The sequence below is a fragment of the Halorubrum sp. AS12 genome (assembly GCF_051122765.1).
GTDB classification, from domain to species: domain Archaea; phylum Halobacteriota; class Halobacteria; order Halobacteriales; family Haloferacaceae; genus Halorubrum; species Halorubrum trapanicum.
Genome location: NZ_CP185385.1, coordinates 392,868 through 415,484, shown reverse-complemented (window position 1 = coordinate 415,484; position 22,617 = coordinate 392,868). Strand labels below are relative to the sequence as shown.

The 22,617-nt window shown below is 67.7% G+C and carries 16 protein-coding genes, 2 tRNA genes and 2 pseudogenes; 13 read left to right on the top strand and 7 right to left on the bottom strand.

What is annotated here, in order from left to right; all coding sequences use genetic code 11:
* The first annotated feature begins 67 nt into the window (after positions 1-67).
* Entirely contained in the window at positions 68-1,042 is a 975-nt protein-coding gene (locus ACODNG_RS02065; RefSeq protein WP_434522230.1) for a sugar phosphate nucleotidyltransferase, read from the top strand.
* 32 nt (positions 1,043-1,074) lie between these two features.
* On the opposite strand, the gene ACODNG_RS02060 is transcribed toward ACODNG_RS02065, so the two are convergent.
* Together ACODNG_RS02060 and ACODNG_RS02055 are read right to left on the bottom strand one after the other, a co-directional pair.
* Positions 1,075-1,314 carry a hypothetical protein gene (locus ACODNG_RS02060; protein WP_434522229.1) on the bottom strand — a complete coding sequence of 80 codons (240 nt, stop codon included), beginning with the start codon at positions 1,312-1,314 and terminating at the stop codon, positions 1,075-1,077.
* 54 nt (positions 1,315-1,368) lie between these two features.
* The gene (locus tag ACODNG_RS02055; protein ID WP_434522228.1) at positions 1,369-2,835 is read right to left on the bottom strand and encodes a DHH family phosphoesterase; all 1,467 of its coding nucleotides are present in this window, start codon (positions 2,833-2,835) and stop codon (positions 1,369-1,371) included.
* 210 nt (positions 2,836-3,045) lie between these two features.
* Between ACODNG_RS02055 and ACODNG_RS02050 the strand changes: the two genes are divergently transcribed.
* The 3 genes from ACODNG_RS02050 to ACODNG_RS02040 all read left to right on the top strand — a co-directional run bounded on the left by ACODNG_RS02050 (position 3,046) and on the right by ACODNG_RS02040 (position 5,072).
* Positions 3,046-3,119: transfer RNA gene (locus ACODNG_RS02050), tRNA-Lys, on the top strand.
* Between the two features lie 148 nt (positions 3,120-3,267).
* Positions 3,268-3,498 (top strand): hypothetical protein, encoded by a 231-nt coding sequence (locus ACODNG_RS02045; RefSeq protein ID WP_434522227.1) that lies wholly within the window; start codon positions 3,268-3,270, stop codon positions 3,496-3,498.
* A gap of 275 nt (positions 3,499-3,773) precedes the next feature.
* Positions 3,774-5,072, top strand: a complete 1,299-nt coding sequence (locus tag ACODNG_RS02040; RefSeq protein WP_434522226.1) for an MFS transporter — start codon at positions 3,774-3,776, stop codon at positions 5,070-5,072.
* Between the two features lie 37 nt (positions 5,073-5,109).
* Here the strand turns inward: ACODNG_RS02040 and ACODNG_RS02035 are convergent, their stop codons facing one another.
* Both ACODNG_RS02035 and ACODNG_RS02030 read right to left on the bottom strand, forming a co-directional pair.
* Entirely contained in the window at positions 5,110-5,829 is a 720-nt protein-coding gene (locus ACODNG_RS02035; RefSeq protein WP_434522225.1) for a class I SAM-dependent methyltransferase, read from the bottom strand.
* A gap of 118 nt (positions 5,830-5,947) precedes the next feature.
* A complete protein-coding gene (locus ACODNG_RS02030; protein ID WP_434522224.1) occupies positions 5,948-7,120 on the bottom strand; it encodes a pyridoxal-phosphate-dependent aminotransferase family protein in 1,173 nt (390 codons plus the stop codon).
* 174 nt (positions 7,121-7,294) lie between these two features.
* Here ACODNG_RS02030 and ACODNG_RS02025 point away from each other — a divergent pair, with 174 nt between their 5' ends.
* A complete protein-coding gene (locus ACODNG_RS02025) occupies positions 7,295-8,815 on the top strand; it encodes an ATP-binding protein (protein WP_434522223.1) in 1,521 nt (506 codons plus the stop codon).
* Between the two features lie 42 nt (positions 8,816-8,857).
* On the opposite strand, the pseudogene thrS reads toward ACODNG_RS02025, so the two are convergent.
* Positions 8,858-10,806 (bottom strand): annotated as a pseudogene (gene thrS, locus ACODNG_RS02020) (threonine--tRNA ligase).
* A 196-nt stretch (positions 10,807-11,002) separates the two neighbouring features.
* Between thrS and ACODNG_RS02015 the strand changes: the two are divergent.
* Positions 11,003-11,983 carry a PLP-dependent cysteine synthase family protein gene (locus ACODNG_RS02015; RefSeq protein WP_434522222.1) on the top strand — a complete coding sequence of 327 codons (981 nt, stop codon included), beginning with the start codon at positions 11,003-11,005 and terminating at the stop codon, positions 11,981-11,983.
* A 623-nt stretch (positions 11,984-12,606) separates the two neighbouring features.
* Here ACODNG_RS02015 and ACODNG_RS02010 read toward each other — a convergent pair.
* Positions 12,607-13,032, bottom strand: a complete 426-nt coding sequence (locus tag ACODNG_RS02010) for a CoA-binding protein (RefSeq protein ID WP_434522221.1) — start codon at positions 13,030-13,032, stop codon at positions 12,607-12,609.
* A 95-nt stretch (positions 13,033-13,127) separates the two neighbouring features.
* Positions 13,128-13,727 carry an RAD55 family ATPase gene (locus ACODNG_RS02005; RefSeq protein ID WP_434522220.1) on the bottom strand — a complete coding sequence of 200 codons (600 nt, stop codon included), beginning with the start codon at positions 13,725-13,727 and terminating at the stop codon, positions 13,128-13,130.
* Positions 13,728-14,059: 332 nt separating this feature from the next.
* On the opposite strand from ACODNG_RS02005, the gene ACODNG_RS02000 reads away from it, so the two are divergent.
* The 7 genes and pseudogenes from ACODNG_RS02000 (at position 14,060) to ACODNG_RS01970 (ending at position 22,518) form a co-directional block, all read left to right on the top strand.
* Positions 14,060-14,134: transfer RNA gene (locus tag ACODNG_RS02000), tRNA-Arg, on the top strand.
* Positions 14,135-14,311: 177 nt separating this feature from the next.
* Positions 14,312-14,416: pseudogene (locus ACODNG_RS01995) on the top strand (DUF7563 family protein); the annotation flags it as partial.
* A 49-nt stretch (positions 14,417-14,465) separates the two neighbouring features.
* Positions 14,466-15,707 carry a hypothetical protein gene (locus tag ACODNG_RS01990; RefSeq protein ID WP_434522219.1) on the top strand — a complete coding sequence of 414 codons (1,242 nt, stop codon included), beginning with the start codon at positions 14,466-14,468 and terminating at the stop codon, positions 15,705-15,707.
* A 68-nt stretch (positions 15,708-15,775) separates the two neighbouring features.
* The gene (locus ACODNG_RS01985; protein WP_434522218.1) at positions 15,776-16,360 is read left to right on the top strand and encodes a DUF7437 domain-containing protein; all 585 of its coding nucleotides are present in this window, start codon (positions 15,776-15,778) and stop codon (positions 16,358-16,360) included.
* An 11-nt stretch (positions 16,361-16,371) separates the two neighbouring features.
* A complete protein-coding gene (locus ACODNG_RS01980) occupies positions 16,372-16,902 on the top strand; it encodes a hypothetical protein (RefSeq protein ID WP_434522217.1) in 531 nt (176 codons plus the stop codon).
* Positions 16,903-16,963: 61 nt separating this feature from the next.
* Positions 16,964-19,636 carry a PD-(D/E)XK nuclease family protein gene (locus tag ACODNG_RS01975; protein WP_434522216.1) on the top strand — a complete coding sequence of 891 codons (2,673 nt, stop codon included), beginning with the start codon at positions 16,964-16,966 and terminating at the stop codon, positions 19,634-19,636.
* A complete protein-coding gene (locus ACODNG_RS01970; RefSeq protein WP_434522215.1) occupies positions 19,633-22,518 on the top strand; it encodes a UvrD-helicase domain-containing protein in 2,886 nt (961 codons plus the stop codon). The genes ACODNG_RS01975 and ACODNG_RS01970 overlap by 4 nt, the downstream gene beginning before the upstream one ends.
* The last annotated feature ends 99 nt before the right edge of the window (positions 22,519-22,617 follow it).

The window sequence follows — 22,617 nt, the reverse complement described above, 5'->3', positions numbered from 1 at the left end:
CGGAAACCCGTCTCCCGGAACGCGGGTGGGCACAAGAGGTATGTCATCGGGGCGAGACAGGAGACGTATGAAGGCAGTCGTACTCGCGGGGGGTTACGCGACCAGGCTCTGGCCGATCACCGAACACCGGCCGAAGATGTTCCTGCCGGTGGGAGAAGGAACCATCATCGACGAGATATTCGAGGACTTGGAGGCCGACGACCGAGTCGACGAGGTGTTCGTCTCGACGAACGAGCGGTTCGCCGACACGTTCGCGGAGTACCTCGCCGACAGTCCCTTCGAGAAGCCGACCCTCTCGGTCGAGGAGACGGTCGAGGAGGACGAGAAGTTCGGCGTCGTGGGAGCGCTCGAACAGCTCGTCGAGCGCGAGGACGTCGACGACGACCTGATCGTCGTCGCCGGCGACAACATGATCAGCTTCGACCTGTCCGACTTCGCCGACTTCTTCGAGGACAAGGGGACGACGACGCTCGCGGCCTACGACGTCGGCAACCGCGAGCGCGCGAAGTCATACGGACTCGTCCAGTTGGACGGCGACGAGGTGATCGACTTCCAGGAGAAGCCCGATGATCCGGAGTCGACGCTCGTCTCTATCGCCTGCTACGCCTTCCCCGCCGAGACGCTCCCGAAGCTCACGACCTACCTCGAAGACGGCGAGAACCCCGACGAGCCGGGCTGGTTCCTCCAGTGGCTCCAGCGGCGCGGGGCGGTCCACGCGTACACCTTCGACGGCGCGTGGTTCGACATCGGCACCCCCGAGAGCTACCTCGACGCGGTCGAGTACGCGCTCGACGGCGGAACGCTCGTCGCCGACGACGCGACCGTCGAGCGGACCGACCTGGGCGACGTGGTCCACGTCATGTCGGGCGCGACGGTGACTGACTCGGCGCTCGACCGCACCGTCGTCTTCGAGGACGCGACGATCACCGACTCCGAGATCCGCAACTCCGTGATCGACACCGGCGCCAATCTGGAGGGCGTCGACCTCTCGGGCGCGCTGATCGGTTCGCACACCTCGATCACCGAAGGCGACGAGTTCTAAGCTCGCCGCCCGCGGCCGGCTTCCTGACGCGCTCAGTCGCCGCCCTCGCTCGCCTCCGTGTCGGCCCGCTCATCGGTCCCGACCTGTACGTGCGTGTGATGGTAACAGTCCATCGCGGGGTCGCCCTCGTCGGTCACGGGGTGAAAACAGACCCGCTGGTACCGCTCGTTGTCCAGGAGGTTCGCGACGAAACCCCCGGTGTGCCGCGACACCGAGTCGTATGGGGCGCCGCAGGCGGGACAGGTCGCCGGCGGATCGTCGGGAACGTACATGACGCGTCGCTGTCTCGGTTCCGGCTTCGATCCGGAAAACGCCCGCGCTGGCGGTTACGAGCCGTTCGAGCCGTCGCCGCTCCCGCCCTCGACGCCGAGCGCGTCGAACAGCTTCCGGCGGACCGCCTCCTCGGTGAGGTGGAGGAGCGTGTCGCGGTTCTCGCCGCTCGCCTCGATACCGGTGAAGATGCCGAGCGGAATCTCCAGCGACCCCTGCGTCGAGTGGCCGGCGGCGTCGCCCATCTCGGAGAACGCCTCGTCGAGGACGTTGCCGATGTTCAGCCGGATGTCCTTCGAGCGGGCCGCGAGGTAGATGTTGTCGTCGGCGATACCCAACACGGCCGTCGTCGTGATCCCCTCTAAGTTGAGCAGGTGTTGGGCCGCCTGCGCGAGTGCCTCGCGGTCGCGGATGAACCCGGCCGTCGAGAAGAGGTGGCTCCCCTGAACCTCCCGGTTCTGGATCGCCTCCGCGAGCACGTCCAGCGTCTCCGGACTCATCGACGGCGACTCCACCTGTTCGAGCGTGTCGTGGTTCGCGAACGGGTGGAGGTAGGCGGCCGCGGTCAGGTCGGCGGGCGTCGTGTCCCGCTTGAAGTCGAGCGTCTCGGCGCGGATCCCGTACAGCAGCGCGGTCGCGACCGCCTCCGAGGGCGACTGGTCGAACTCCTGGAGGTACTTCGTGAGGATCGTCGACGTCGAGGAGACGTTGGTCCGCACGTCGACGAACCGGGCGTCGAACGGCACCTCCGTCTCCAAGTGGTCGAGGTAGATGTCGATCTCGACGTCGAAGTCGAAGCTCTCGTCGGCCGATTTCGCGAGGTCGACGGCCGCGACGGTCCCGTACTCCGACAGGTCCGGTGCCTCGGAGCGCGCCAGCAGGTCGATCCCGAGTAAGTTGACGAACGCCCGGTTCTCCTGGTGGCCGACGTCGCCGGAGTAGACGATGTCGGCGTCGACGCCGAACGCCTCGGCGATGGCCTGGAGCGCGGTCGCGGACGCGATCGAGTCGGGTTCGGGGTTGTCGTGCGTGAGGATCGCCATCCGGTCGCCGCCCTCCTCGATGATCTCCGCGAGCTGGCGGGCCATGTACTCCAGTTCCCCCGTCTCCAGCGACTGGAGCGCGCTGTCGGCGATCACCGTCGAGGGGTTGATCACGACGTCGGCGCCGCGCTCCCGTAACTCGTCCTCGCTGACGGGGTCGGAGGCCCGGACGACGACGTAGTGGTCGCCGCCCGTTTCCCGCACCGCCGAGACGGCCGCCTTGTTCGCTTCGACGTCGCTCGCGAGGATCAAGACGATGTCGCGGTCGCCGAGCTCGTCGACGACGTCCGGCTCGGCGATGTCCTGGACGCGCGCGTTGAGGTCCTGGTCGCGGAGCGCCTCGACCCGGCTCTCGTCGCGGTCGAGGATGAGGACATCCTTGCCGCGCTCGGTCAGTTCCTCCGCGACGGCGTGGCCGACGCTTCCACAGCCGAGGATGGCGTATCGGGTCCGCGCGGATCCGGATGCCCCACTACTCATTGGAGGGATTTCCGCGGCACGACACTTAACGAGTGCGCTCTCGCCGTCGCGGGACGCGAGGAGGTCGCGGAGTCAGTCGGTTTCGGATCAGTGGATCGCCGTCGAGCCGAGTCGGTCCCGTCGCTCTCGTGCGATTCGGGCGCCGACTCGGAGACGCCGGCGTGGTCGAATGAAAAGGCCTTTTACCGTGACCAGGATACGAACTCGTGAGGGCCGGTAGCTCAGTTAGGGAGAGCGACGGACTCTTAATCCGTCGGTCGCGTGTTCAAATCGCGCCCGGCCCGTTCTTAAATCGCAGAGCGACAGCGACGCGAAGGCGTGACGACAGCACGACGACGGCGCGACGACAGCACGACGACGGTGCGGTACCGGAGACGAAGCCACGGGGAGCAGCCGACGGATACTTGTACGAACGCCGTTCAGACCGTCGATATGGCAGGACGCTACGGCGACATCGACTACTCGAAAGCGACGAAACGCGCGTTCGCGGTCGGCGCGGTGCTTTTCACGTTCGGAGTGGTCGCTGACGTGTACCTCCGTTCCACGGGTGCGGCGGTCCCGGCGTGGGAGCAGACCTTGCTCGTCGAGGCCGAGATGTTCGGCGTACTGGTGATGCTCCTCGCGCCCTTCGTATTCGGAATCCTGCTCCCGCTCACGGAGTGAGACCGACCGTTCGGGAAGCCGGGCCGCACCGAACTACCGCGGCGACGTCAGTCGCGGCTCGCCGGCGGTTCGATCACCGCCCCGCACTCCGGACACACCTCGTCGGCACACGAGACCGCGAGGTCGCACTCCGGACAGAACCGGCGGTCGCAGGCGGACTCGCCCATACGGGCACGTCTCTCGGACGCCACATAAGCCCGACGGCGACTCTCCGTCGCCCGTGCGGAGACGTTTCGAATCGTAACCCCTTTTGAAGCGGTACGCGCCGATCCGGTGTGAGCAACGCGGACGACGGCAACGGGGCGGACCGATCGCAGTTCTGGGCGCTCTACCTCACTCGATTCGCGGAGGGGTTCGGGTTCATCACGCTCATCACGCTGTTGCCGACGTACATCAACACGCTCGACCCGCAGGCGACGACGGTGCTGGGTGTCACGGTCTCGGCCGGGTTCATCATCGGGATGTACACCACCGGCTTCACGCTCGCGCAGACGGTCGCCGTGGTTCCGCTCGCGTGGGCGGGAGACAGATTCGACAAGCGGCTCGTGCTGCTCTGCGTTCTCAGCGCCGGTGCGGGCGTGTACACTCTCTTCCCGCTCGCTGACTCGTCGGGGTCGTTCATCCTCGTCCGCGCGCTTCAGGGGCTCGTCGTCACCGGCGCGGGGCTGATGACGCTCTCGCTCGTCGGCCAGCTCGCCGACGTCGGCACGCGGGCGGACAAGATCGGGAAGGCGAACGCCGCCTCCTTCGCGGCGTCGATCCTCGGGTCGCTCGGCGCGGGCGCCATCTACGACGCCGTCGGATTCGGGCCGGTGTTCACGCTCATTACGGCGCTGATGGTGATCGCGTGGCTCGTCACGTGGGGGATGCTCGACGCCGACCCGACGCGGATCGAGGGGTTCCCGTTCTCCGATCTGGCGGTGAACCGCAAGATCCTCACCATCTCGACGTTCCGCGCGCAGTACGCCTTCGCGGTGACGATGGTGCGGACGTGGATCCCCATCTACGCCGGCACGGAGATGGCCGCGGGCGGGCTGGCGGTCGGCGCGACCGCGGTCGCGGTGACAGTCACCGCCGAGAAGGCGACGAACATGGTCGGGCAGCTGTTCACCGGTCGGCTCTCGGACGCCTACGGCCGGTCGCTGTTCGTCTTCGCCGGCGGCGGCGCCTACGGCGTGATCGCGGTCCTGATCCCGTTCTCCCCGGCCGCCGGCACGGCGCTCGGCGCCGACGTGACGGTCCCGATCCTCGGCCAGCTACCGCCCGCGTACCTCCCGTTGGTGGCACTCTCGGGGCTGCTCGGCGTCGCCGACTCCTTCCGGGAGCCGGCCAGCATGGCGCTGTTCGCCGACGAGGGCACCGACGACGGCGGCGTCGCCTCCAGCTTCGGCATCCGCGAACTGGTGTGGCGACCCGGCTCCGTAGCCGGGCCGCTGATCGCCGGCTGGCTGATGGTCGAGGTGAGCATGGGGTCGGTGTTCTACGTCGGCGGCGCGTTCGCGATCACCGGCGTGCTCGCGTTCCTCGCGATCCTCACGCGGGATCACGGGCGCGCGGCGCTGACGACGTGGTAGGGCGGCGCGTGACAAGCCGAGGGGCGGAGGTAGCGGCCTACCGTTTCCGGAGTGCGGCCCGGTAGTGCGGGCCGTCTCCCGACCCCTCGCGGTCGATTGCCGCTACCTCCCAGCCGGTCCCGATCGCCGCCTCGCGGAGTCGGTCTGGCGAGAACAGCCTGAAGCGGAGCGTCGGGTCCCGCTCCCCGTCGTAGGCGAACCACATGACGCGGCCCGCGAGTCCCGGCGTCGGGTCCTCACGGTAGCCGAGGAGCTCCGCGGCCGCCGAGTGATTCGGGTCGTAGCAGTCGACGACGGCGGTCGCGTCGGGCGTCGTCACGAACGCGAGGGCGCCGAGGAACGCGGAGAGTCCGCGCATCGATCCCGCCAGGCCGATCTGCGTCCCGATCGCGAGCGCCGACGCGAACCGGTCGCGCTCGAACGCCTCCCGGAGGGCGAACATGTCGCCCTCGCGGGCGTCCGCGACGCCGCGCTCGCGCATCGTCTCGACGAGCGCCGGACTGCTCTCGATAGTGACCGTCTCGTACCGCTCCTGAAAGCGCAGGGCGTGGCGGCCCGCGCCGGCGCCGAGGTCGACGAGCGGGCCCTCCAGCCGCGACGCCAGCCACGATCCCGCGTCGCTCTCGGGATCGAACTCGGTGAAGTAGAAGTCCTCGATCGGATGCTCGCGCGTCTCCTCGCCGTCGCCCTGGCGGAGCGGCTCCATCCGCTCGCCGCGGTGGTGATCCCGGATCGCGCGTCCGAACGCGTCGGTCATACCGCTACGGTCGCTCCATCAATTAAAAAACGAGGGTGAGCGTCGGTACCGAGGGACGACCCGGCGGCGATCGGTTCCGGCTCAGATCTTCAGTTCGGGTCTCGGTTGGAGTCCCGGATCAGGCTTTGTGGCCCTGCGCCGCAAGCGCGTCCTCCAGCGCCGCGAGGACGTACTCGACGTTCTTCGGCCGGGCGGAGTAGCCCATACAGCCGATCCGCCAGATGTCGCCCTCGAGGGCGCCGAGACCGGAGGCGATCTCCAGGTCGTACTCGTCGAGCAGGTGGTCGATGACGGCGCCGTCGTCGACCCCGTCGGGGACGCGGACGGCGTTCAGGCTCGGGAGCCAGTACTCGTCGGGGGCGTTCATCTCCAGTCCCAGATCCTGAAGGCCCGCCTTCAGGTCGCCGGCGACCCGGCGGTGGCGCGCCCACCGCTCTTCGATCCCCTCCTCTGCGACGAGGCGGAGCGCCTCGCGGAGCGCGTACACGTTCGTGATCGGCGCGGTGTGGTGGTACGAGCGGTCCTCGCCCCAGTACCCCTCCAAGAGGGAGAGGTCGAGGTACCACGACCGCGGCCGTTCCTCGCGGTCGAGCACCTTGTCCATCGCGCGGTCGTTGAGGGTGAGCGGACTCGCCCCGGGCGGACAGGAGAGGCACTTCTGGGGTCCGGAGTAGGCGACGTCGACGCCCCACTCGTCGACGCGCAGCTCGACGCCCCCGAGCGAGGTGACGCAGTCGGCGATCACGAGCGCGTCGTGGTCGTGCGCGATGTCGGTCAGTTCGGGGACGTCCGGTTGGCGGACGCCCGTCGACGTCTCCGCGTGGACGAAGCCGAACACGTCGGGCTGGTGTTCGTCGAACGCGCGCTCGACGTCGACGGGGTCGAGGGGTTCGCCCCACGGGGCGTCCACCTCGACGACCTCGCCGCCCGCGCGCTCCGCCATCGACTTCATCCGGCCGCCGAAGTAACCGTTCGTCGGGACTAACATTGTGTCGCCCGGCTCGACGAGGTTGCCGATGGCGGCCTCCATCGATGCGGAGCCGGTGCCGGACACCGGAATCGTCCACTTGTTGTCGGTCCGGAAGGTGTAGCGCAGCAGCTCCTGGACCTCGTCCATGATCTCGACGAACGAGGGGTCGAGGTGGCCGACGAGCGGCGTGCTCATCGCCCTGAGTACGCGCGGGTGGACGTCGCTCGGCCCGGGACCCATCAGCGTGCGGTCCGGGGGTGTCAGCTCTCCGACCTCGGGCGGTCGCTCGTCGGTGCCGAGTTCGGCGTGCCGGTTTGACATGCGTTCAGTTCCGGCGAGCGTCGGCAAAAACCCGACGGAACCACCGCGTGTCGTCTCGGCGGGAAGATCGACGGACCCGAGCGCAACGGACGCGTGTCGGCACACCACCGCCGCTACCGAGACCCTGCCCGGCGATCCGCGTCACCTAAACCGCCGCGACGCGTACTCCGTTCCATGTCCGGCCCCGCGCGCGACTCGGCATCGGAGCAGGACCTTCAGACCGTCCTCGATCGGATGGCGGACGGGTTCTTCGCCCTCGACGCGGACTGGACGGTCACGTACGCGAACGAGGAGGGACGCCGAATCCTTCGGACCGCCATGAGCGACGACGCGGTCGGACCGGAGGGAGCGGTGGAGGGATGCCACCTGTGGGACTCGATCCCCGGGTCCGAGGGGACGGAGTTCTATGACCAGTACCACCGCGCCATGGCGACCCAGGAGCCGGTCTCGTTCGACTCCTACTCCGAGCCGCTGGACACCTGGTTCGAGGCGCGCGCGTTCCCCGCCGACAGCGGTCTCTCCGTCTACCTTCGGGACATCACCGAGCGGCGCAACTTAGAACAGCGACAGCAGGAGAGCCTCCGCGCGATCCAGCGGCTCTACGCGGTCTCATCGGACCACGACCGCACGTTCGAGGAGAAGGTCGAGGCGATTCTGACGCTCGGCTGCGAGTACCTCGACGTGCCGAACGGGTTCCTCACTCGGATCGAGGACGGGATCCAACACGTCGAGGTGTCGCACGCCGAACACCCCCTGTTACAGCCCGGAGAGACCTGTCCGCTCGACGAGGCGTACTGTAAGCGGACCATCGAACGCGACGAACTGTTAACGGTCGTCAACGCCTCCGAGGAGGGGTGGGCCGGCGACCCCGCACACGAGACGTTTGGACTGGAGACGTACATCGGCGGGAGAGTCGAGGTCGACGGCGAGCGGTACGGGACGCTCTGCTTCGCCGCGACGACGCCCCGCGGCGAGCCGTTCACGGACACGCAGCGGACGTTCGTCGAGCTGTTGACGCGGTGGGTGAGCTACGAGCTCGAACGCCAGCGCGCGGCGGCGCGGCTCGAACGCGAGCGCGACCGTCTCGACGAGTTCGCGAGCGTCGTGAGCCACGACCTCCGAAACCCGCTCACGACCGCGAGGGGCCGGGTCGACCTCCTCGCCGAGGAGTGCGACAGCGAACACATCGAGCCGGTCGAGCGGTCGCTCTCGCGGATGGAGACGCTCATCGAGGACCTGCTCACGCTGGCGCGCGAGGGGGACGCCGTCGACGATCCGGGTCCGGTCGATCTCGTCGCCCTCGCGACCGACGCCTGGAAGACGACAGACAGCGGGAGCGGAACGCTCCGCACCGCGGTCGACGAGCTGGATATTTTGGCCGACGAGGCGCGGCTCAGGCAGCTCTTGGAGAACCTGTTCCGAAACGCCGTGGAGCACGGCGGCGAGAACGTGACGATCACGGTCGGACCGCTGCTGGACGGCAGCGGCTTCTACGTGGCCGACGACGGGACGGGAATCCCCGAAGCCGAGCGCGAGCAGGTGTTCGAGACCGGGTTCACGACGGACCCCGAGGGGACCGGGTTCGGCCTGAACATCGTCGCGGAGATCGCCGACGCGCACGGCTGGTCGGTTCGGGTCGTCGAGTCCGAGGAGGGCGGTGCGCAGTTCGAGGTCACCGGCGTCGAGCCGGCCTGATCGCACCGTCGCGGAGGCGGTCCGCGCGGGCCGCGTCGAGCGTCACTCGCCGTCGACGAAGTCCGGCTCCGTCCGCTTCTCGTCGCGCTCGTCGACGAGGTGGTCGACGAAGTCGTCGAGTTCGACGTCGCCGCGCTGGTCCTCGAAGCGGTCGCGGACCGAGACGGTGCCGGCCTCCTGCTCGTCGTCGCCGACGATCACCATGTACGGGAGCCGGTCGTCGTGGCCCGCGCGGATCTTCGGCCGACGGTCCAGTCGCGGTCCTCGACCTCGACGCGGAAGCCCGCGTCCTCCAGTTCGTTCTTCACTCGGTGGGCGTAGCCGAGGGTCTCGTCGGAGACGGGGAGGATCCGGACCTGCTCCGGCGCGAGCCACAGCGGGAAGTTGCCGTCGAAGTGTTCGATGAGGACCATGAAGAAGCGCTCGTAGCTCCCGTACAGCGCCCGATGGATCATCACGGGCTGGTGGTCCTCGTTGTCCTCGCCGGTGTAGGTCAGATCGAACCGGTCGGGCATGTTGAAGTCGAGCTGGACGGTCGGGCCGTCCCAGACGCGCCCGAGGGCGTCCTCGAAGCCGAAGTCGATCTTCGGCCCGTAGAAGGCCCCGTCGCCCGGCTCGACGTCGTAGTCGTAGCCGCCGGAGTCGAGCACGTCGCGGAGCTGCTCCTCGGCGGATTCCCAGATCTCGTCGCCGCCGACGGACTTGTCGGGGCGGGTCGCCAGCGCGACCTCGACCTCCAGGTCGAGGGTCTCGACGACCTCGAAGATCATCTCGATGACGGACTCGATCTCCTGACGGATCTGGTCGGGGCGGACGAACAGGTGGCCGTCGTCGATGGTGAACGACCAGACGCGCGACAGGCCCGACAGCTCCCCGCGCTGCTCTTTACGGTACACCTTCCCGTTCTCGAAGTAGCGCTGCGGGAGGTCGCGGTATGACCACGACTGCTGGTCGAAGATGGTCGCGTGGCCCGGGCAGTTCATCGGCTTGAGACCGTACTCCTCGTCGTTGACGTCGAGGAGGAACATGTCGTCCTTGTAGTTCTCGTAGTGGCCGGACTGCTTCCACAGCTCCGTCCGGAACACGTGCGGCGTCTCCACCTCCTCGTAGCCGTTCTCGCGGTTGAGCTCGTTCGCGAAGTCGGACAGCTCGCGGAGGACCGTCTTCCCCGGCGGGTGATACAGCGGCAGGCCCGGCCCGGTCACCGTCGGGATCGAGAAGAGGTTCATCTCCTGACCGATTTTCCGGTGGTCGCGCTCCTGGGCCTGCTCGCGCAGTTCGAGGTACTCCTCGAGGTCGGACTCGCTCGCGAAGGCGGTGCCGTACACCCGCGTCAGCGAGTCGTTCTCCTCGTCGCCGCGCCAGTAGGCGGCCGACACCTCGAGCAGCGTCGCGGCGCCGATCTCGCCGGTCGACTCGACGTGGGGTCCCTGACAGAGGTCCTCCCAGCCGTCCTGGACGTAGAAGGTGACCTCCTCGCCGTCGGCCTCCTCGTCGAGTATCTGTCGCTTGTACTCGTTGTCTGCGTAGGTCTCCTTCGCCTCCTCGCGCGACCGGACCTCGCGCTCGATGTCGTAGTCGGCCGCGATTATTTCGTCCATCTCCGCTTCGATGGCGGCCAGATCGTCCTCGTCGACGTCGACGTCGGTCACGTCGTAGTAGAACCCGTCGTCGGTCGCGGGACCGATCGTCAGCGTCGCCTCCGGGTGGAGCCGCTGGAGCGCCTGCGCGAACACGTGGGCCGCGGAGTGGCGCAACACCGTGAGGTACTCGTCGGACTGGTCGGTGACGATCTCGATCCGCGCGCCGTCGTGGACCTCGGCGTACTTTTCGACGAGTTCGCCGTCGATCTTCCCCGCGACGGTGTCGCGACCGAGCCCGGGGCCGATCTCGAAGGCGACGTCCTCGACTGTCGACCCCGCCGGTACGGTCAGCTCTGATCCGTCCGGCAGGACGACCGTCACCTCGGCCTCCGCATCGGTCTCGCTCATACAGAGTCGGAGCCGGACGACGGTCATAAGTGTGTTCGATCCGCGGCGCGGAGTCACACGGTCAGACGGTCGAATCGGTCCGCCACGACGGTCCCCGCGAGGTCCCGGTCCCGGCAAGCCACGCCGCCGCCCGGGATCCCCGGATCCGGAGGAAGCGATGGCAACACACAAATCCCGCGGCAACGTTTGCCGGGCTATGACCGCTCATCGGGAGCCCCTGTCGTCGGTGTTGGAGACGATCGGGGAGACGCCGCTCGTCGACGTCCACGACGCGCCGGACGCGGTGCCGGTGTACGCCAAGCTGGAGTCGTTCAACCCCGGCGCGAGCATCAAGGACCGCATCGGGAAGTACATGCTCGAACGCATGCTGGAGCGCGGCGACGTGGGCGAGGGCGGCACCGTGGTCGAGCCGACCGCGGGCAACACCGGGATCGGACTCGCCGTCGCCGCCAAGCAGCTGGGACTGAACGCGATCTTCGTCGTCCCCGAGCGCTTCTCGGTGGAGAAACAGCAGCTCATGCGCGCGCTCGGCGCGGAGGTCGTGAACACGCCCAGCGAGGACGGGATGGGGCTGGCGATCGACCGCGCGCATCAGATTGCCGAGGAACTGGACGACGCCGTCGTCCCCCAGCAGTTCTCGAACCCGCTCAACGCCGAGGCGCACTACGAGACGACCGCCCCCGAGATCGACGCGGCGCTCGACAGTGAGGTGGGCGCGGTCGTCGCCGGCTGCGGCACCGCCGGGACGCTGATGGGGATCGCCCGCTACTTCCGAGAGCGCGACGCCGACACCCACGTCGTCGCGGTCGAGCCCGCCGGCTCCGCGTACCGCGAGTTCCTCGGCGAGGACGTGGAGCACGAGGCGTACAAGACCGAGGGGATCGGCACCCACGACACCGAGCGCAACGAGCTGTTCGACCCCGACCTCGTCGACGAGATCGTCGCGATCGACGACCGCGATGTCCACGAGGAGATGGGGCGGCTCGCGAGCGAGGAGGGCCACCTCGTCGCCTCCTCGTCTGCCGCGAACGCGATCGCCGCGAAGCGGGTCGCCCGCGAGATCCGCGACGGCGAGATCGACGCCCCGCACGACGCGGTCGCCACCGTCTTCCCGGACTCCTCCGAGCGCTACCTCTCGAAGGGCGTCTACCGCTCGTTCGAAGAGTGGGAGGGGTGATGCGTGCGAGAGCGCGCCATTATCGGCAGCGATCCGACATTTAAATAGTATCTGAGCGACGGCGACGATATCTTATAAAGGAGGGCGGTGGCGCGTGCCTGCGAGCGGCCGCCACCGGCGGCCGCGAGTCGCGAGGGACCGAAGGTCCCTCTGGCAGCCGGCGCGTAGCGCCGGCGACAGCACCGCGCGAGGGAGTCGGTGGTCCGGAGCGAAGCGGAGGACCGCCGACGAGGCTGGGGAGGCGTGAGGTGCTGTGCGGGGTGGGACTCAAAGGGGCAGCCGTGAGGCGGGCGCAGGCGACGTAAGCACCGCAGCGAGTGAGCGGAGCGAACGAGCGAGGAGCGCAACGAGCGTGCGCCCGCCTCACGGCTGGGGCTTTGGAGGTGTTTGCGGTGGATCCGTTGTCAGCCATTTATAAGCGAGTGGCTGGGGCTTTGGAGGTGTTCGCGGCCGCTCCGCTATCATCTACTTATAAACAGCCGGCAGCGACACCGATATAATTTATAAACAACCACCATGTCGATCCGATTCACCGACTACCCCAACGATCGAGACGCACGCTTCGGCGACCAGCTGTTTCGGACGAATACCGTTAGAGAGAATTTCAGCAGACCCACTGCCGCTTACCCGCGCAGCCGACCGTGTTCAACTTTGATACAGCGGTCCTGGACCACGTCGATCCCGTCGGCCTCGGCGGCGGCCGCGGCCGCCTCGTCGTGGCTGATCCCCAGTTGGAGCCAGGCCGCGCCGGCGTCGCCGCGAGCCGCGTGCCGCTCGCGGACGGCGTCGAGGACCGCCGGCACCTCTTCGCTCGGGCGGAACACGTCCACGAGGTCGATGTCTTCCTCGACGTCGCCGACCTCGTCGTACGCCGGCTCACCGAGGACCTCGTCGGCGAAGGGGTTCACCGGGATCACGCGGTACCCGTGTCGCTGGAGATAGGCTGGCACCTCGTGTGCGGCCTTCCCGGGCGTCGTCGAACAGCCGACGACCGCTATCGTCTCGGCGTCGAGCAGGCGGTCGAGTCCGGCGTCGTCCGTGATGGGCATGGCTCCTCGTTCGGTCGCGACGCGATTAAGCGGATCCCCCGGTCGTCGCGCGGGGAGAAAGCGAGAGGACACGGAGCGGACTGCCGCCCCTCCCGTCAGGGGAGCCGAATGTCGGGTTCGCCGTCCTCTGTGACGGTGATGATCCCGTCGAACAGCTGTTTGAGCGTGTTCATCGCCTGGTCGTCGTGCGCCGTCGAGTCGATGCTGTACAGCCCCAGCCCGTCGACGCTCTGGACCCGGCCTGTGAACACGTGGAGGAAACGGAACACGGTCTGGAGGTCCGAGTACATCAGTAGCGTCGACAGCGAGTGGACCATCACCCGGTTCCGCTCGATACCCCGGTCGCCGAACGCCTGGAGGAACTCCGAGAGCTTGATCCCGATGCCGGTCATGTCCACCGGCGAGGAGGCGTACTTGATCCGGTCGGACTCACGGATGTCGCCGCCCTGCTGGCGGGTGACGCAGTCGACGACCGCGACAGGCTTGCCCTCGTAGGGCGTCCGCTTCTCGTAGTCGCGAAGCACGCGGTCGGCGCCGTCCTTCGTGGTGACGACGATGGCGCCCTCGTCGCGGTCGGTCCCCGCGGCGAGGATGTCCATCATGATCGACCGCTTCCCGCTGAGCGGGGGACCGGTCAACAGGATGTTGGTCCCGGGTTCGACCTCGGCGTCGAAATGCGGCGTCAACTCATACATGGACGCACCTCGGGGGCGACGTCGTCGGCGCGGACGGCTCGTTCGGCCGCGAGGCCGTACGACCAGGACTCATCTACTACCGAAACATGCCCGCTCCGAATAATATTCTTTTTGATCGCCCCTCGTAAGCCGACGCCGCGTCTCCGCGCGGTCCCGCGTCGGCTCAGCCGCCGGCTCCGATCGCAGGACCGGAATCGTGCGCCGTCGCAGGGACCGGACGTATCACATCCGCGAATCGACGGAACGGCGGTAACGTGGACAGACTCGCTGACTGCGCGGCGCCGATTTCGAATCGCGGGACTTAACACGCTCTCGGAAGTACGCGGAGGTACGGGCGCTTAGCTCAGTTTGGACAGAGTGCTTGGCTTCGGACCAAGTTGCCACGGGTTCAAATCCTGTAGCGCCCACTTACTTACGGTCCGTTTCGCGACTAATACGAATTCTCTCGTAGCGACTCGCTACGCTACGGAATCAGCCGAATCGGTTCCTTCCGAACCCGGCCCTAAAATCGGGTTCCATACGTCACCGATCGCGACCCCTTCGCGTCGGGCGTTCGACCCGACAAACAGCGAGGTGGTGTTCGCATGATGGACCACCGGGTTGAGCCGGACGAGTCCGGGGTCTGTCTGGAGTGCGGGTCGCACCTCCCGCCGCGGTTCGGTCGAGTCCACGGCGACGACGACGGCCGCGCTCACCGTTACCCCCATCTTCATGAGCAGGTGATGGCATTGTACCGTCATGGTAAGCGCGGCGTCGCCGCTCTCGGAACCGCGCGTGTTGGCGCACGCGAAGCGCCGCCTGTACCCCGACGACGCCGACGACGGGTACGCGGTCGTCGATACCCAGTTTTCGTCCGACCGGTGGCTCGCCGACGAGTCCATCGATCCGGCCATCACGGACGAACTGGCGCCGTTCAACCACGTCCGGGTCGGCTCCGGCTACCCCGACCTCGTCGGCGTGCGGCTGCTAAGCGACGAGCTACTGGCCGTGGACCGACTTGGCGACGACCCGCCGCTGGTGGTCGTCGAGGCGAAGGGTCACACGAACCGACGCGACGCCGACGTCGAGCGCGGAATCATTCAGGCGTACGACCGGCTCCACGAGGCGAACGCCGCGTACGTCGCGGCCCCGGCGAATACGGTCTCGCAGTCCGCGCGGACCCTGGCCCGGGAGCTGAACGTCGGCGTCCTCGGCGTGGCCCCCGACGGCACCGTGGATCCGGTCGAAACCCCTCGCGTGGTCGGGAACCGAACGACGACCGAGACGACGGCCATCCGATTTCAGGCCAGCGCGCAGGGCGTCGCCGGCAAGTCGTTCGGCCTCAACCACCCGAAGAACTACCTCGCGTACCCCCTCGCGGCCTCCCACGAGCGTGACACGGAGCAGGTCCTCGCGGAGCACGTCGTGCGCGCCACCGATGACGCCCGGACGGGGGCGGCCTTCCTGAACCTCATCGACGACCAACCCGCCGCTACTCGGCTGACACCCCTCGGCCGGGAGGTCGTCAGATTCGCGCTACGGGAGTACGGATCGGTCGAGGCCGCGATAGCGAAATTCGACGACTGGAAGCGCTCGCGGGAGCGCTTCTGTGACCTGGCGCCGAAGTGGGGCATGCTCACCAGGCGCGTCGTCTACGACTATCCGGCGACGCAGCTGCTCGTCGAGGAACTCCAGCACATACACGAGGACGGGATCAGCGAACCGAGCCTCCCCGAGGTCGTCGAGTACCTCCACGAGTTGTACCCGTCGCTCACGGTCGAACTGTTCGTCCGCGGGGACGACGACGTCCGGAGTTGCGTCCTGAACGCCGACGGGGAGTTACAGCGCGAGCTCCTCACCGACGGGAACGTCTACCATTCCTCCACCGTGTTCCAGCTGAAGGCCATGCTGTACCACGCCGGAATCCTGACTTCACGGGGTGCGGAACCGTCGAACCTGGACCCGGCGGCCGACGTGTGGGCGTTACGTAACCCTGTGTAACACGATTCGGTCCCAGTTCTAGGACTCACCCCCAAGCGTTATTACACAACACACGAATTATGAATTGTATGTCAAAAACGGCCGAGGGGCCTGAGCGCGCCGTTAACGGCCTTCTGTCGGTGGCCCAGCTGTTGGAGGAGCCACGGCTGGCGCGGCTGTACACGTTCGTCCTCCGTGAGGGAGGCGTCACGATCGACGGCGTCGTTGACGCGTTGGAGATGCCGCGGACGACCGCGTACTCGGACACGGGCACGCTCGTTGAGCTCGGGGTATTGACGCGAGACGAAGAGCAGAAGACGCACGTCTATTCGGCGGTCCCGATCACGCTGACCGTCGACCTCGACAGGGACGAATACACGGTCACTCCGACCCTCATCGAAGCGATCGGACGCGCACCCCGCGATCGGGATCTCGATCTCCTGCTCGAAAAGCACGGTTTGGGAAAGCTCGCGGCCGCACTAACGTACGCGATCCCCTACGCCGAAGGCGAGATGTCAGAGCGCGTCGCCGCCCGCGAACTCGATCTACAGCCCGCGTTCGCTATCGCTATCTTACAGGCCCTCCGAGAGGTCGTCCTCGACATGGAGTCGGTCGACCCGTACTTCGAGGACATCCGGAGTGCCCGCGAGCGACCGCCCGAGACAGCGGACTGACGGCAGCAGCGATGAGTGAAGAATTCGCTCCGATACGGGCGGACGTCCTCTGGGTCGCGGATACCGGGTTGTTCGTCGCCTGTGGCCGCCAGCAGAACAACAAGTACACCGCGCTGGAGCAGTTCGCCCGACGGAACGACATCACGTTGGTGATTCCACAGCGCGTGTACGGCGAACTCGGCGGCGCACCGGATCGGAGTACACCGGGCCAGACCCCGATCAACAGCGCGATCGACGCGGGTTGGGTGGCGGTCGCTGAAGAACCGGACTACACGAACAGTACCGTGTCGCAGGTGATGGACGACGTGCGGACGTTCATCGCACGGTCGTCGAACCGACGGGAGGATCAGATTGAGAAGGCAGATACCGCACTCGCGGCAGTTGCGGCGGAACGTCTCGACACGGGCGACGGGGAGTTCGCGTGTATCGTGACAACCGATATCGACGCTGGTGAGGGGATCGTCTCTGTACTCTCACGAAACGGGTTCGACGATCGCGTTCAGTTCAAGAATGGATTCGAGTTGATCGAGGAGATCACCTAAGTAAGACGACCGAAGCGGTGTCCCCGCTATCTTTTTGTGACTCGTCCGGTTCCCGGTAGTCGTGCCTATCCGGAGAGCGAAACGTGCGGAGTCACTCTACGCGGAAGTCGCCGAGTACGACCTCGTCATCACACCTGACGCCCCGCTCGCGAGCGCGATCAACCGCCGCCTCGACCGCCCTCACTTCGGAACGTTCGCGACCACGCCGCGCCGCCTCGCGGCCGGGCGGCGCGAGCAGGCGGAGGACCGTCACGCGTTCCTCAAACTGGTCACGGAGACCGACCACGACTGGAAGGCGGTCGCGTACGCCGTCGGGAACGTGCTCCAGTGTTGGGAACACCAAGGCCGTCTCGACGCGATCTTAGAGTACGACGCCTACGTCGACGACGCGACCCGCGAGGTCGTCGAGGTCATGCGGACTCTCCGAACGACGTCGAAGCGGCTCAGCGAGTACGCGATCGACGGGGATCGAACGACCGACGGGGATCGGTCGACCGACGGGGATCGGTCGACCGACGGGGATCGAATGGCCGACGGGGATCGGTCGACCGACGACGATCGATCGATCGCCGTCGTCGGCTACGATCAGCTGACCGCCTTGGAGCGCAGCGTCCTCCCGGACGCGTTCGACCGCGTCGATCTGTTCACCGACGAGGCGTTCGACTACCCGCCGTTTCACGTGTTCGAGTCGGCGACCGACATCGTCACGGCGCTACTCGACGCGGTTTCGACGCGCAACGCCGACCGTGTCGCGGTCGTCCTCGACGGCGAGGGACAGTACTCCTCGCTCGTCGAGTCGGCGCTCGAAGCGGCTGACATTCCGTTTTACGGCGGTCCGGGGTTCGTCGACGACTCGCACCACAGGGCGTTCGTTCGCCTCCTCCGGCTCGGCTTCGGGGGTTCCGAGACGACCGTCGGCGACGTCCGCCCGCTGCTCGCGCAGCTGGGCGTCGACGTTCCGATGGCCGACCGCGACAGGCGGCTGTCGGCGGTCGACGATCCGGGCGTCGAGTGGCTGCGGACGTTCTGTGACGGTATCGAAGACCGGACGTTCGCGGGCGCGCTCGACGCGTACGCGAGCGAGGCCGGCGTCGAACTGGAACGCTTCGACGCGGAGCTACGGGAGCTCGGACTCGCCGACGAACCCGTGACCGCCGGGGCGGTCGACCGCCTCGCCTACTACCTCCAGACCTACGAGGTCCCGGTCAACAGGGACAACGAGGGCGTCCTCCTCGCCGACGCGAAGTCCTCCGCCTACGTGGACCGGCCCGTCGTCTTCCACCTCGGGATGGGCGAGGAGTGGACGCACTCGGCCCCGAAGCGACCGTGGGTGGACACCGAGACGCAGTTCGAGCGCTACGTCGGGGACTTCCAGCGCTTGCTCCAGAGCGGCGAGCGGCGGTACTACCTCGTCCGAGACTCGGCCGGCGGGGAGCCGGTCACGCCCTGCCTCTACTTCGGCGACCTCCTCGACGAGGAGTTCGAGCGGTTCAGCGACCTCGACTCGGTCGAGCATCGACGTCGACCGCGCTCGAACGGCGTCGGCTTCGACCGCCGGCCGCTCGGGGTCGACGCCGAGACGGTCGAGACGGTCAGCCAGTCCGCCCTCAACAGCTACGTCAACAGCCCGCGGGACTACCTCTTCGGGCGGCTCCTCGACTCGCCGGATCGGGAACGGTTCGTCGAGGGGAACCTCTTCCACGACTTCGCGGAGTTCTACGTGAACCACCCCGGCGTCGTCGCCGACGCCGACACCGACGACCTCGTCGACGCCATGCTCGGCGAGACCGAGGCGTTCTTCTCTGCCTCGGACGAGACCCTCCGCCGGCGGACGTACCGCATCGGGCTGGAGCTGATCGCGGAGTACCTCGACGACGAGGGACCGGCGTCGGACGACTTCCTCACGCCGGCGTCGGGGTGGGGGACCAACTTCTTCGCGGAGCACTTCGACGAGCCGGTCGACTCGCCGCTCACCGAGCGCTGGTTCGAGGACGACTCCCTCGGCGTCAAGGGGAAGATAGACCTCGTGCGCTCACCCACCCAGCTCCTCGACTACAAGAGCGGCCGCAAGAAGCGACCCACGCAGGTCGTCAGGGGCGCGGCGACCGATCCGCCGGCGGACGCGCCGAACTTCCAGGCGGCGTTATACCTGACCTACTACCGGACGCTCCGCCCGGACGAGCGGCTGGAGTTCACGTTCTTCCACTTCCTCGACCCGATTGACGACGTGGTCGCGGGCGACGCCGACCTCGACGACGCGCTCACGACCGTCTCGTACCACCCCGTCTCGTTCGACGAGTACGTCGGCTCCCGGGACGCCTACGAGACGCTGCTCGACGGCTACACGGACTGCCGAGAGACGTTCGACGACCTCGGCTATCAGGGCTACGTCGACGCCGTGGCGGATTTGTCCTTCCCCGAAACGACGGACCGAGACGAGCTGCGCGCCTCCGAGTTCGCCGAGCGGTTCACGGCCGCCGTCGACGTCGGAACGTCCGGGGCAGTCGACGCCGAGAAGGGCGCGGATCAGGCGATCCGAGCGCTCAACGGCGTCCGCAAGCGGGCGTTCTTCCGCGGGGACCTGGACGCGTTCGAGTCGTTCGTCGACGAGCGCCTCGACGAGCTGAACCGCCGGCGGGCCGGCGAGGAGCGCTTCCCGGTCGAGGGGCTGGCGGGCGAGCCGAACTACCGGCGCGTGGACAACCGCGACCTACTCTTAGAGGGTGACCGATGACCGAGCCGACGCCGAACGACCGACAGCGGGAACTCATCGAGAGCACGGAGGGGGTGTACCTCGTCGACGCCGGTCCGGGGACCGGGAAGACGTTCGCCATCGCCCGTCGCTACGGACGGATTGTCGACCGTCCCGGCGTCGAACCGGCAGACGTCCTGCTGGCGACGTTCACGCGCAGCGCCGCGACGGAGATGAAAGAGCGGATCGTCGGCCGCAGCGCGTACGGGCTGCGGGAGCTGGCCGACGCGCCGATCCGGACGTTTCACTCGCACTGTCACGAGATCCTGCGGGAGCACGGCTACGCCGCGCCGACGCACCTCGGACTCGACGAGCGGATCACCGGCTCCACGCGGGTCGTGGACGACGAGCTGATCGAGTCCGAGCGGTTCCGCGAGTTCTTCGGCGGCTTCCGCGACGACCACCCGGAGCACGCCGAGTTCTATCGGGTGCTCTCCGAACCGGGCGAGCTGCTCGACCTGATACGGGAGCTCGCGTCGAAGGGGATCTTCCCCACGACCGACGGGTGGTATCGGGACGGCGAGGCGCACCTCGACGGCGACTTCGAGGCGTTCAAAGAGCGGTTCGACGCCGCGAATCAGCCCCGCAACGACGGCCGGAAGCAGTCGCCGTTGCGCGAGGACCTGAGCGGCTTCGGGCGGGACAAGGCGTACCTCCCGGACGCGCCCTCGAAGTCCGAGCTGCGCGGCGGCCGCGGGACGAAGCGGCTCGACGACGACGTGGCGAGGGAGGTCTTTCACGAGGACCGCGAGAACCTCAAGTCGTTCGTTCACGACGCGTACGTCGAGTACCTCCGGTTCGCCCTGCGCCGCAACTACCTCACGTTCGGCTTCCTCCAGCTGTTCGCGTTCGTGCTCCTCCGCGAGGACCCGCGCGTCCGCGAGGCGGCGCAGTTCGAGTACGTCATGGTCGACGAGTTCCAGGACACCAGCGAGATCCAGTTCAAACTCGCCCTGCTGCTCTCCGGGACGGACAACTTCTGTGCCGTCGGCGACTGGAAACAGAGCATCTACTCGTTCCAGTACGCCGACGTGCGCAACATCCTCGACTTCGAGGAGCGGATCGAGCGGTTCACCGCGGACCTCAACGACGACGCCGACCGGATCTCGCTCGACGCGACCGACCTGACCCGGATCGAACTGCGGGAGAACTACCGGTCGACGGCGTCGATCATCGACCTCTCCGAGCGGGCCATCGAGACGCCGGCCGCGAGCGGCGAGGAGGTCGACGCGCCGCTCGACGAGGTCGTCGAACTCTCCTCGAACGCGGCCTTCGACAACACCGTCGTCGAGGGGATCCGTCACGAGGACGAACACGAGGCCGTCCTCTCGAAGATCCAGGACATCGTCGGCGACGACGACTACGCCGTCGAGGACGAGGACGGCGACCCCCGGCCGCCGGAGCACGGGGACATCGCGGTGTTCACGCGGACGCGGGACTACGGCCGGGAGCTCCTCGACGTCGCCGACGAGTACGACTTCCCGATGGCGTATGACGGCGGGATCGAGCTGTTCCGGACCGACCCGGCGAAGCTGCTGCTCGCGTGGCTCCGGATCCTCGAATCGGACGCCGACCGGGGCTGGGCGGTCGTCCTCGAACGGGCCGGATACGCGTTCGACGAGATGGCTCACGCGCTGGAGACGGAGTCGTACCCCGACGACGCGGTCGCGTTCCGCGACGCGCTCCGCGAGCTGGAGTCGGTCGGCGCCGTCGCGCGTCGCGTCCTCGACCGCTACGGGTACACGGGCGACACCGCGGACCTCCTCCTCCACACGATCCAGTCGATGTACGACTCCACGACGGCCACTCGCGGCGAGCTGCTCCGGTTCGTCGAGCGCGGCGTCGAGACGGGGACCACGGTCGATCTCAGCGCGAACGCGGGCGACGACGCGGTGACCGTCCAGACGATTCACACGGCGAAGGGGCTGGAGTACCCGATCGTCGTGATGGCGAACATGAACGAGGGGCGGTTCCCGCCGCGGGCCGGCGGATCGAGCGTCATCGAGTACCGGGACCCGGTCGGACTCCGGCTGCGAAAGCGCTACTCCGAGGTGCGGGACTACCCGCACGTGTACGACAGCTGGCGGCACGACGTCCTCCGGCGCTGTCTGCCCCGAGAGTACGACGAGGAACGCCGGCTGCTCTACGTCGCGGTCTCTCGCGCGAAGAACCACGTCGTGTTCGCGGCCGGCGAGGAGCCGAACGCGTTCCTCGACGCGCTGCCGGTCGCAATCGAAGAAACGGACGCGAGCGTCGAGCCGGTCGAGCGGGGCGAGCCGGCCGACGCGGAGCTACCCTTCGCGGTGACGGCGCCGGACGGCCCGATCGGCCACACTCCGCACTCGCTGATGGACGAGTCGGTGTTCGAGGCGGCCGGCGAACGGATGGAGACCGGCACCGAGCCGGAACCGGAGACTCGGGGCATGGACTTCGGATCGCGCGTCCACGACTTCGCCGAGGCGTACGCGCTCGACGACGACGTGACGCCGTCGAACGACCACGAGCGACGGATCGTCGCGTTCCTCGACGACCTACCGGGCGAGCTACACGTCGAGGAGCCGGTCACGCTCCCGATCGACGTCGACGGCCGCCGGGTCACCGTCTCGGGGATCGCGGACCTCGTCCACGAGACGGCCGATCGGGTCGACATCGTTGACTACAAGACGGACTCGACGCGGCGCGCACAGTCGGAGTACGAAAAGCAGCTCAGCGTCTACTACCACGTCCTCGACGAGTGGTTCGCCGACAAGGCGGTCACCGCGAGCCTGTTTTACACGACCAACGGGACGCGCGAACGGATCGAGCCGCTCGAATTCGAGGAGCTGCGCGCGCTCGTTCGAGAGACCGAACCGGATCTCGACTGACGGTCTCTCACCCGACCGCGTGGATTTTTGACGACGCGAACCGGACGTCGCGTATGGCTCCCGTCCCCGTACCGCGTGGCCGCGTCGGAGTCGACGACC

What these genes read in the sequence shown, in the direction of transcription:
- ACODNG_RS02065 (WP_434522230.1), top strand. Translation starts at nt 68, where the DNA reads ATGAAGGCAGTCGTACTCGCGGGGGGTTACGCGACCAGGCTCTGGCCG.
- ACODNG_RS02060 (WP_434522229.1), bottom strand. Translation starts at nt 1,314, where the DNA reads ATGTACGTTCCCGACGATCCGCCGGCGACCTGTCCCGCCTGCGGCGCC.
- ACODNG_RS02055 (WP_434522228.1), bottom strand. Translation starts at nt 2,835, where the DNA reads ATGAGTAGTGGGGCATCCGGATCCGCGCGGACCCGATACGCCATCCTC.
- ACODNG_RS02045 (WP_434522227.1), top strand. Translation starts at nt 3,268, where the DNA reads ATGGCAGGACGCTACGGCGACATCGACTACTCGAAAGCGACGAAACGC.
- ACODNG_RS02035 (WP_434522225.1), bottom strand. Translation starts at nt 5,829, where the DNA reads ATGACCGACGCGTTCGGACGCGCGATCCGGGATCACCACCGCGGCGAG.
- ACODNG_RS02030 (WP_434522224.1), bottom strand. Translation starts at nt 7,120, where the DNA reads ATGTCAAACCGGCACGCCGAACTCGGCACCGACGAGCGACCGCCCGAG.
- ACODNG_RS02025 (WP_434522223.1), top strand. Translation starts at nt 7,295, where the DNA reads ATGTCCGGCCCCGCGCGCGACTCGGCATCGGAGCAGGACCTTCAGACC.
- ACODNG_RS02015 (WP_434522222.1), top strand. Translation starts at nt 11,003, where the DNA reads ATGACCGCTCATCGGGAGCCCCTGTCGTCGGTGTTGGAGACGATCGGG.
- ACODNG_RS02010 (WP_434522221.1), bottom strand. Translation starts at nt 13,032, where the DNA reads ATGCCCATCACGGACGACGCCGGACTCGACCGCCTGCTCGACGCCGAG.
- ACODNG_RS02005 (WP_434522220.1), bottom strand. Translation starts at nt 13,727, where the DNA reads ATGTATGAGTTGACGCCGCATTTCGACGCCGAGGTCGAACCCGGGACC.
- ACODNG_RS01990 (WP_434522219.1), top strand. Translation starts at nt 14,466, where the DNA reads ATGGTAAGCGCGGCGTCGCCGCTCTCGGAACCGCGCGTGTTGGCGCAC.
- ACODNG_RS01985 (WP_434522218.1), top strand. Translation starts at nt 15,776, where the DNA reads ATGTCAAAAACGGCCGAGGGGCCTGAGCGCGCCGTTAACGGCCTTCTG.
- ACODNG_RS01980 (WP_434522217.1), top strand. Translation starts at nt 16,372, where the DNA reads ATGAGTGAAGAATTCGCTCCGATACGGGCGGACGTCCTCTGGGTCGCG.
- ACODNG_RS01970 (WP_434522215.1), top strand. Translation starts at nt 19,633, where the DNA reads ATGACCGAGCCGACGCCGAACGACCGACAGCGGGAACTCATCGAGAGC.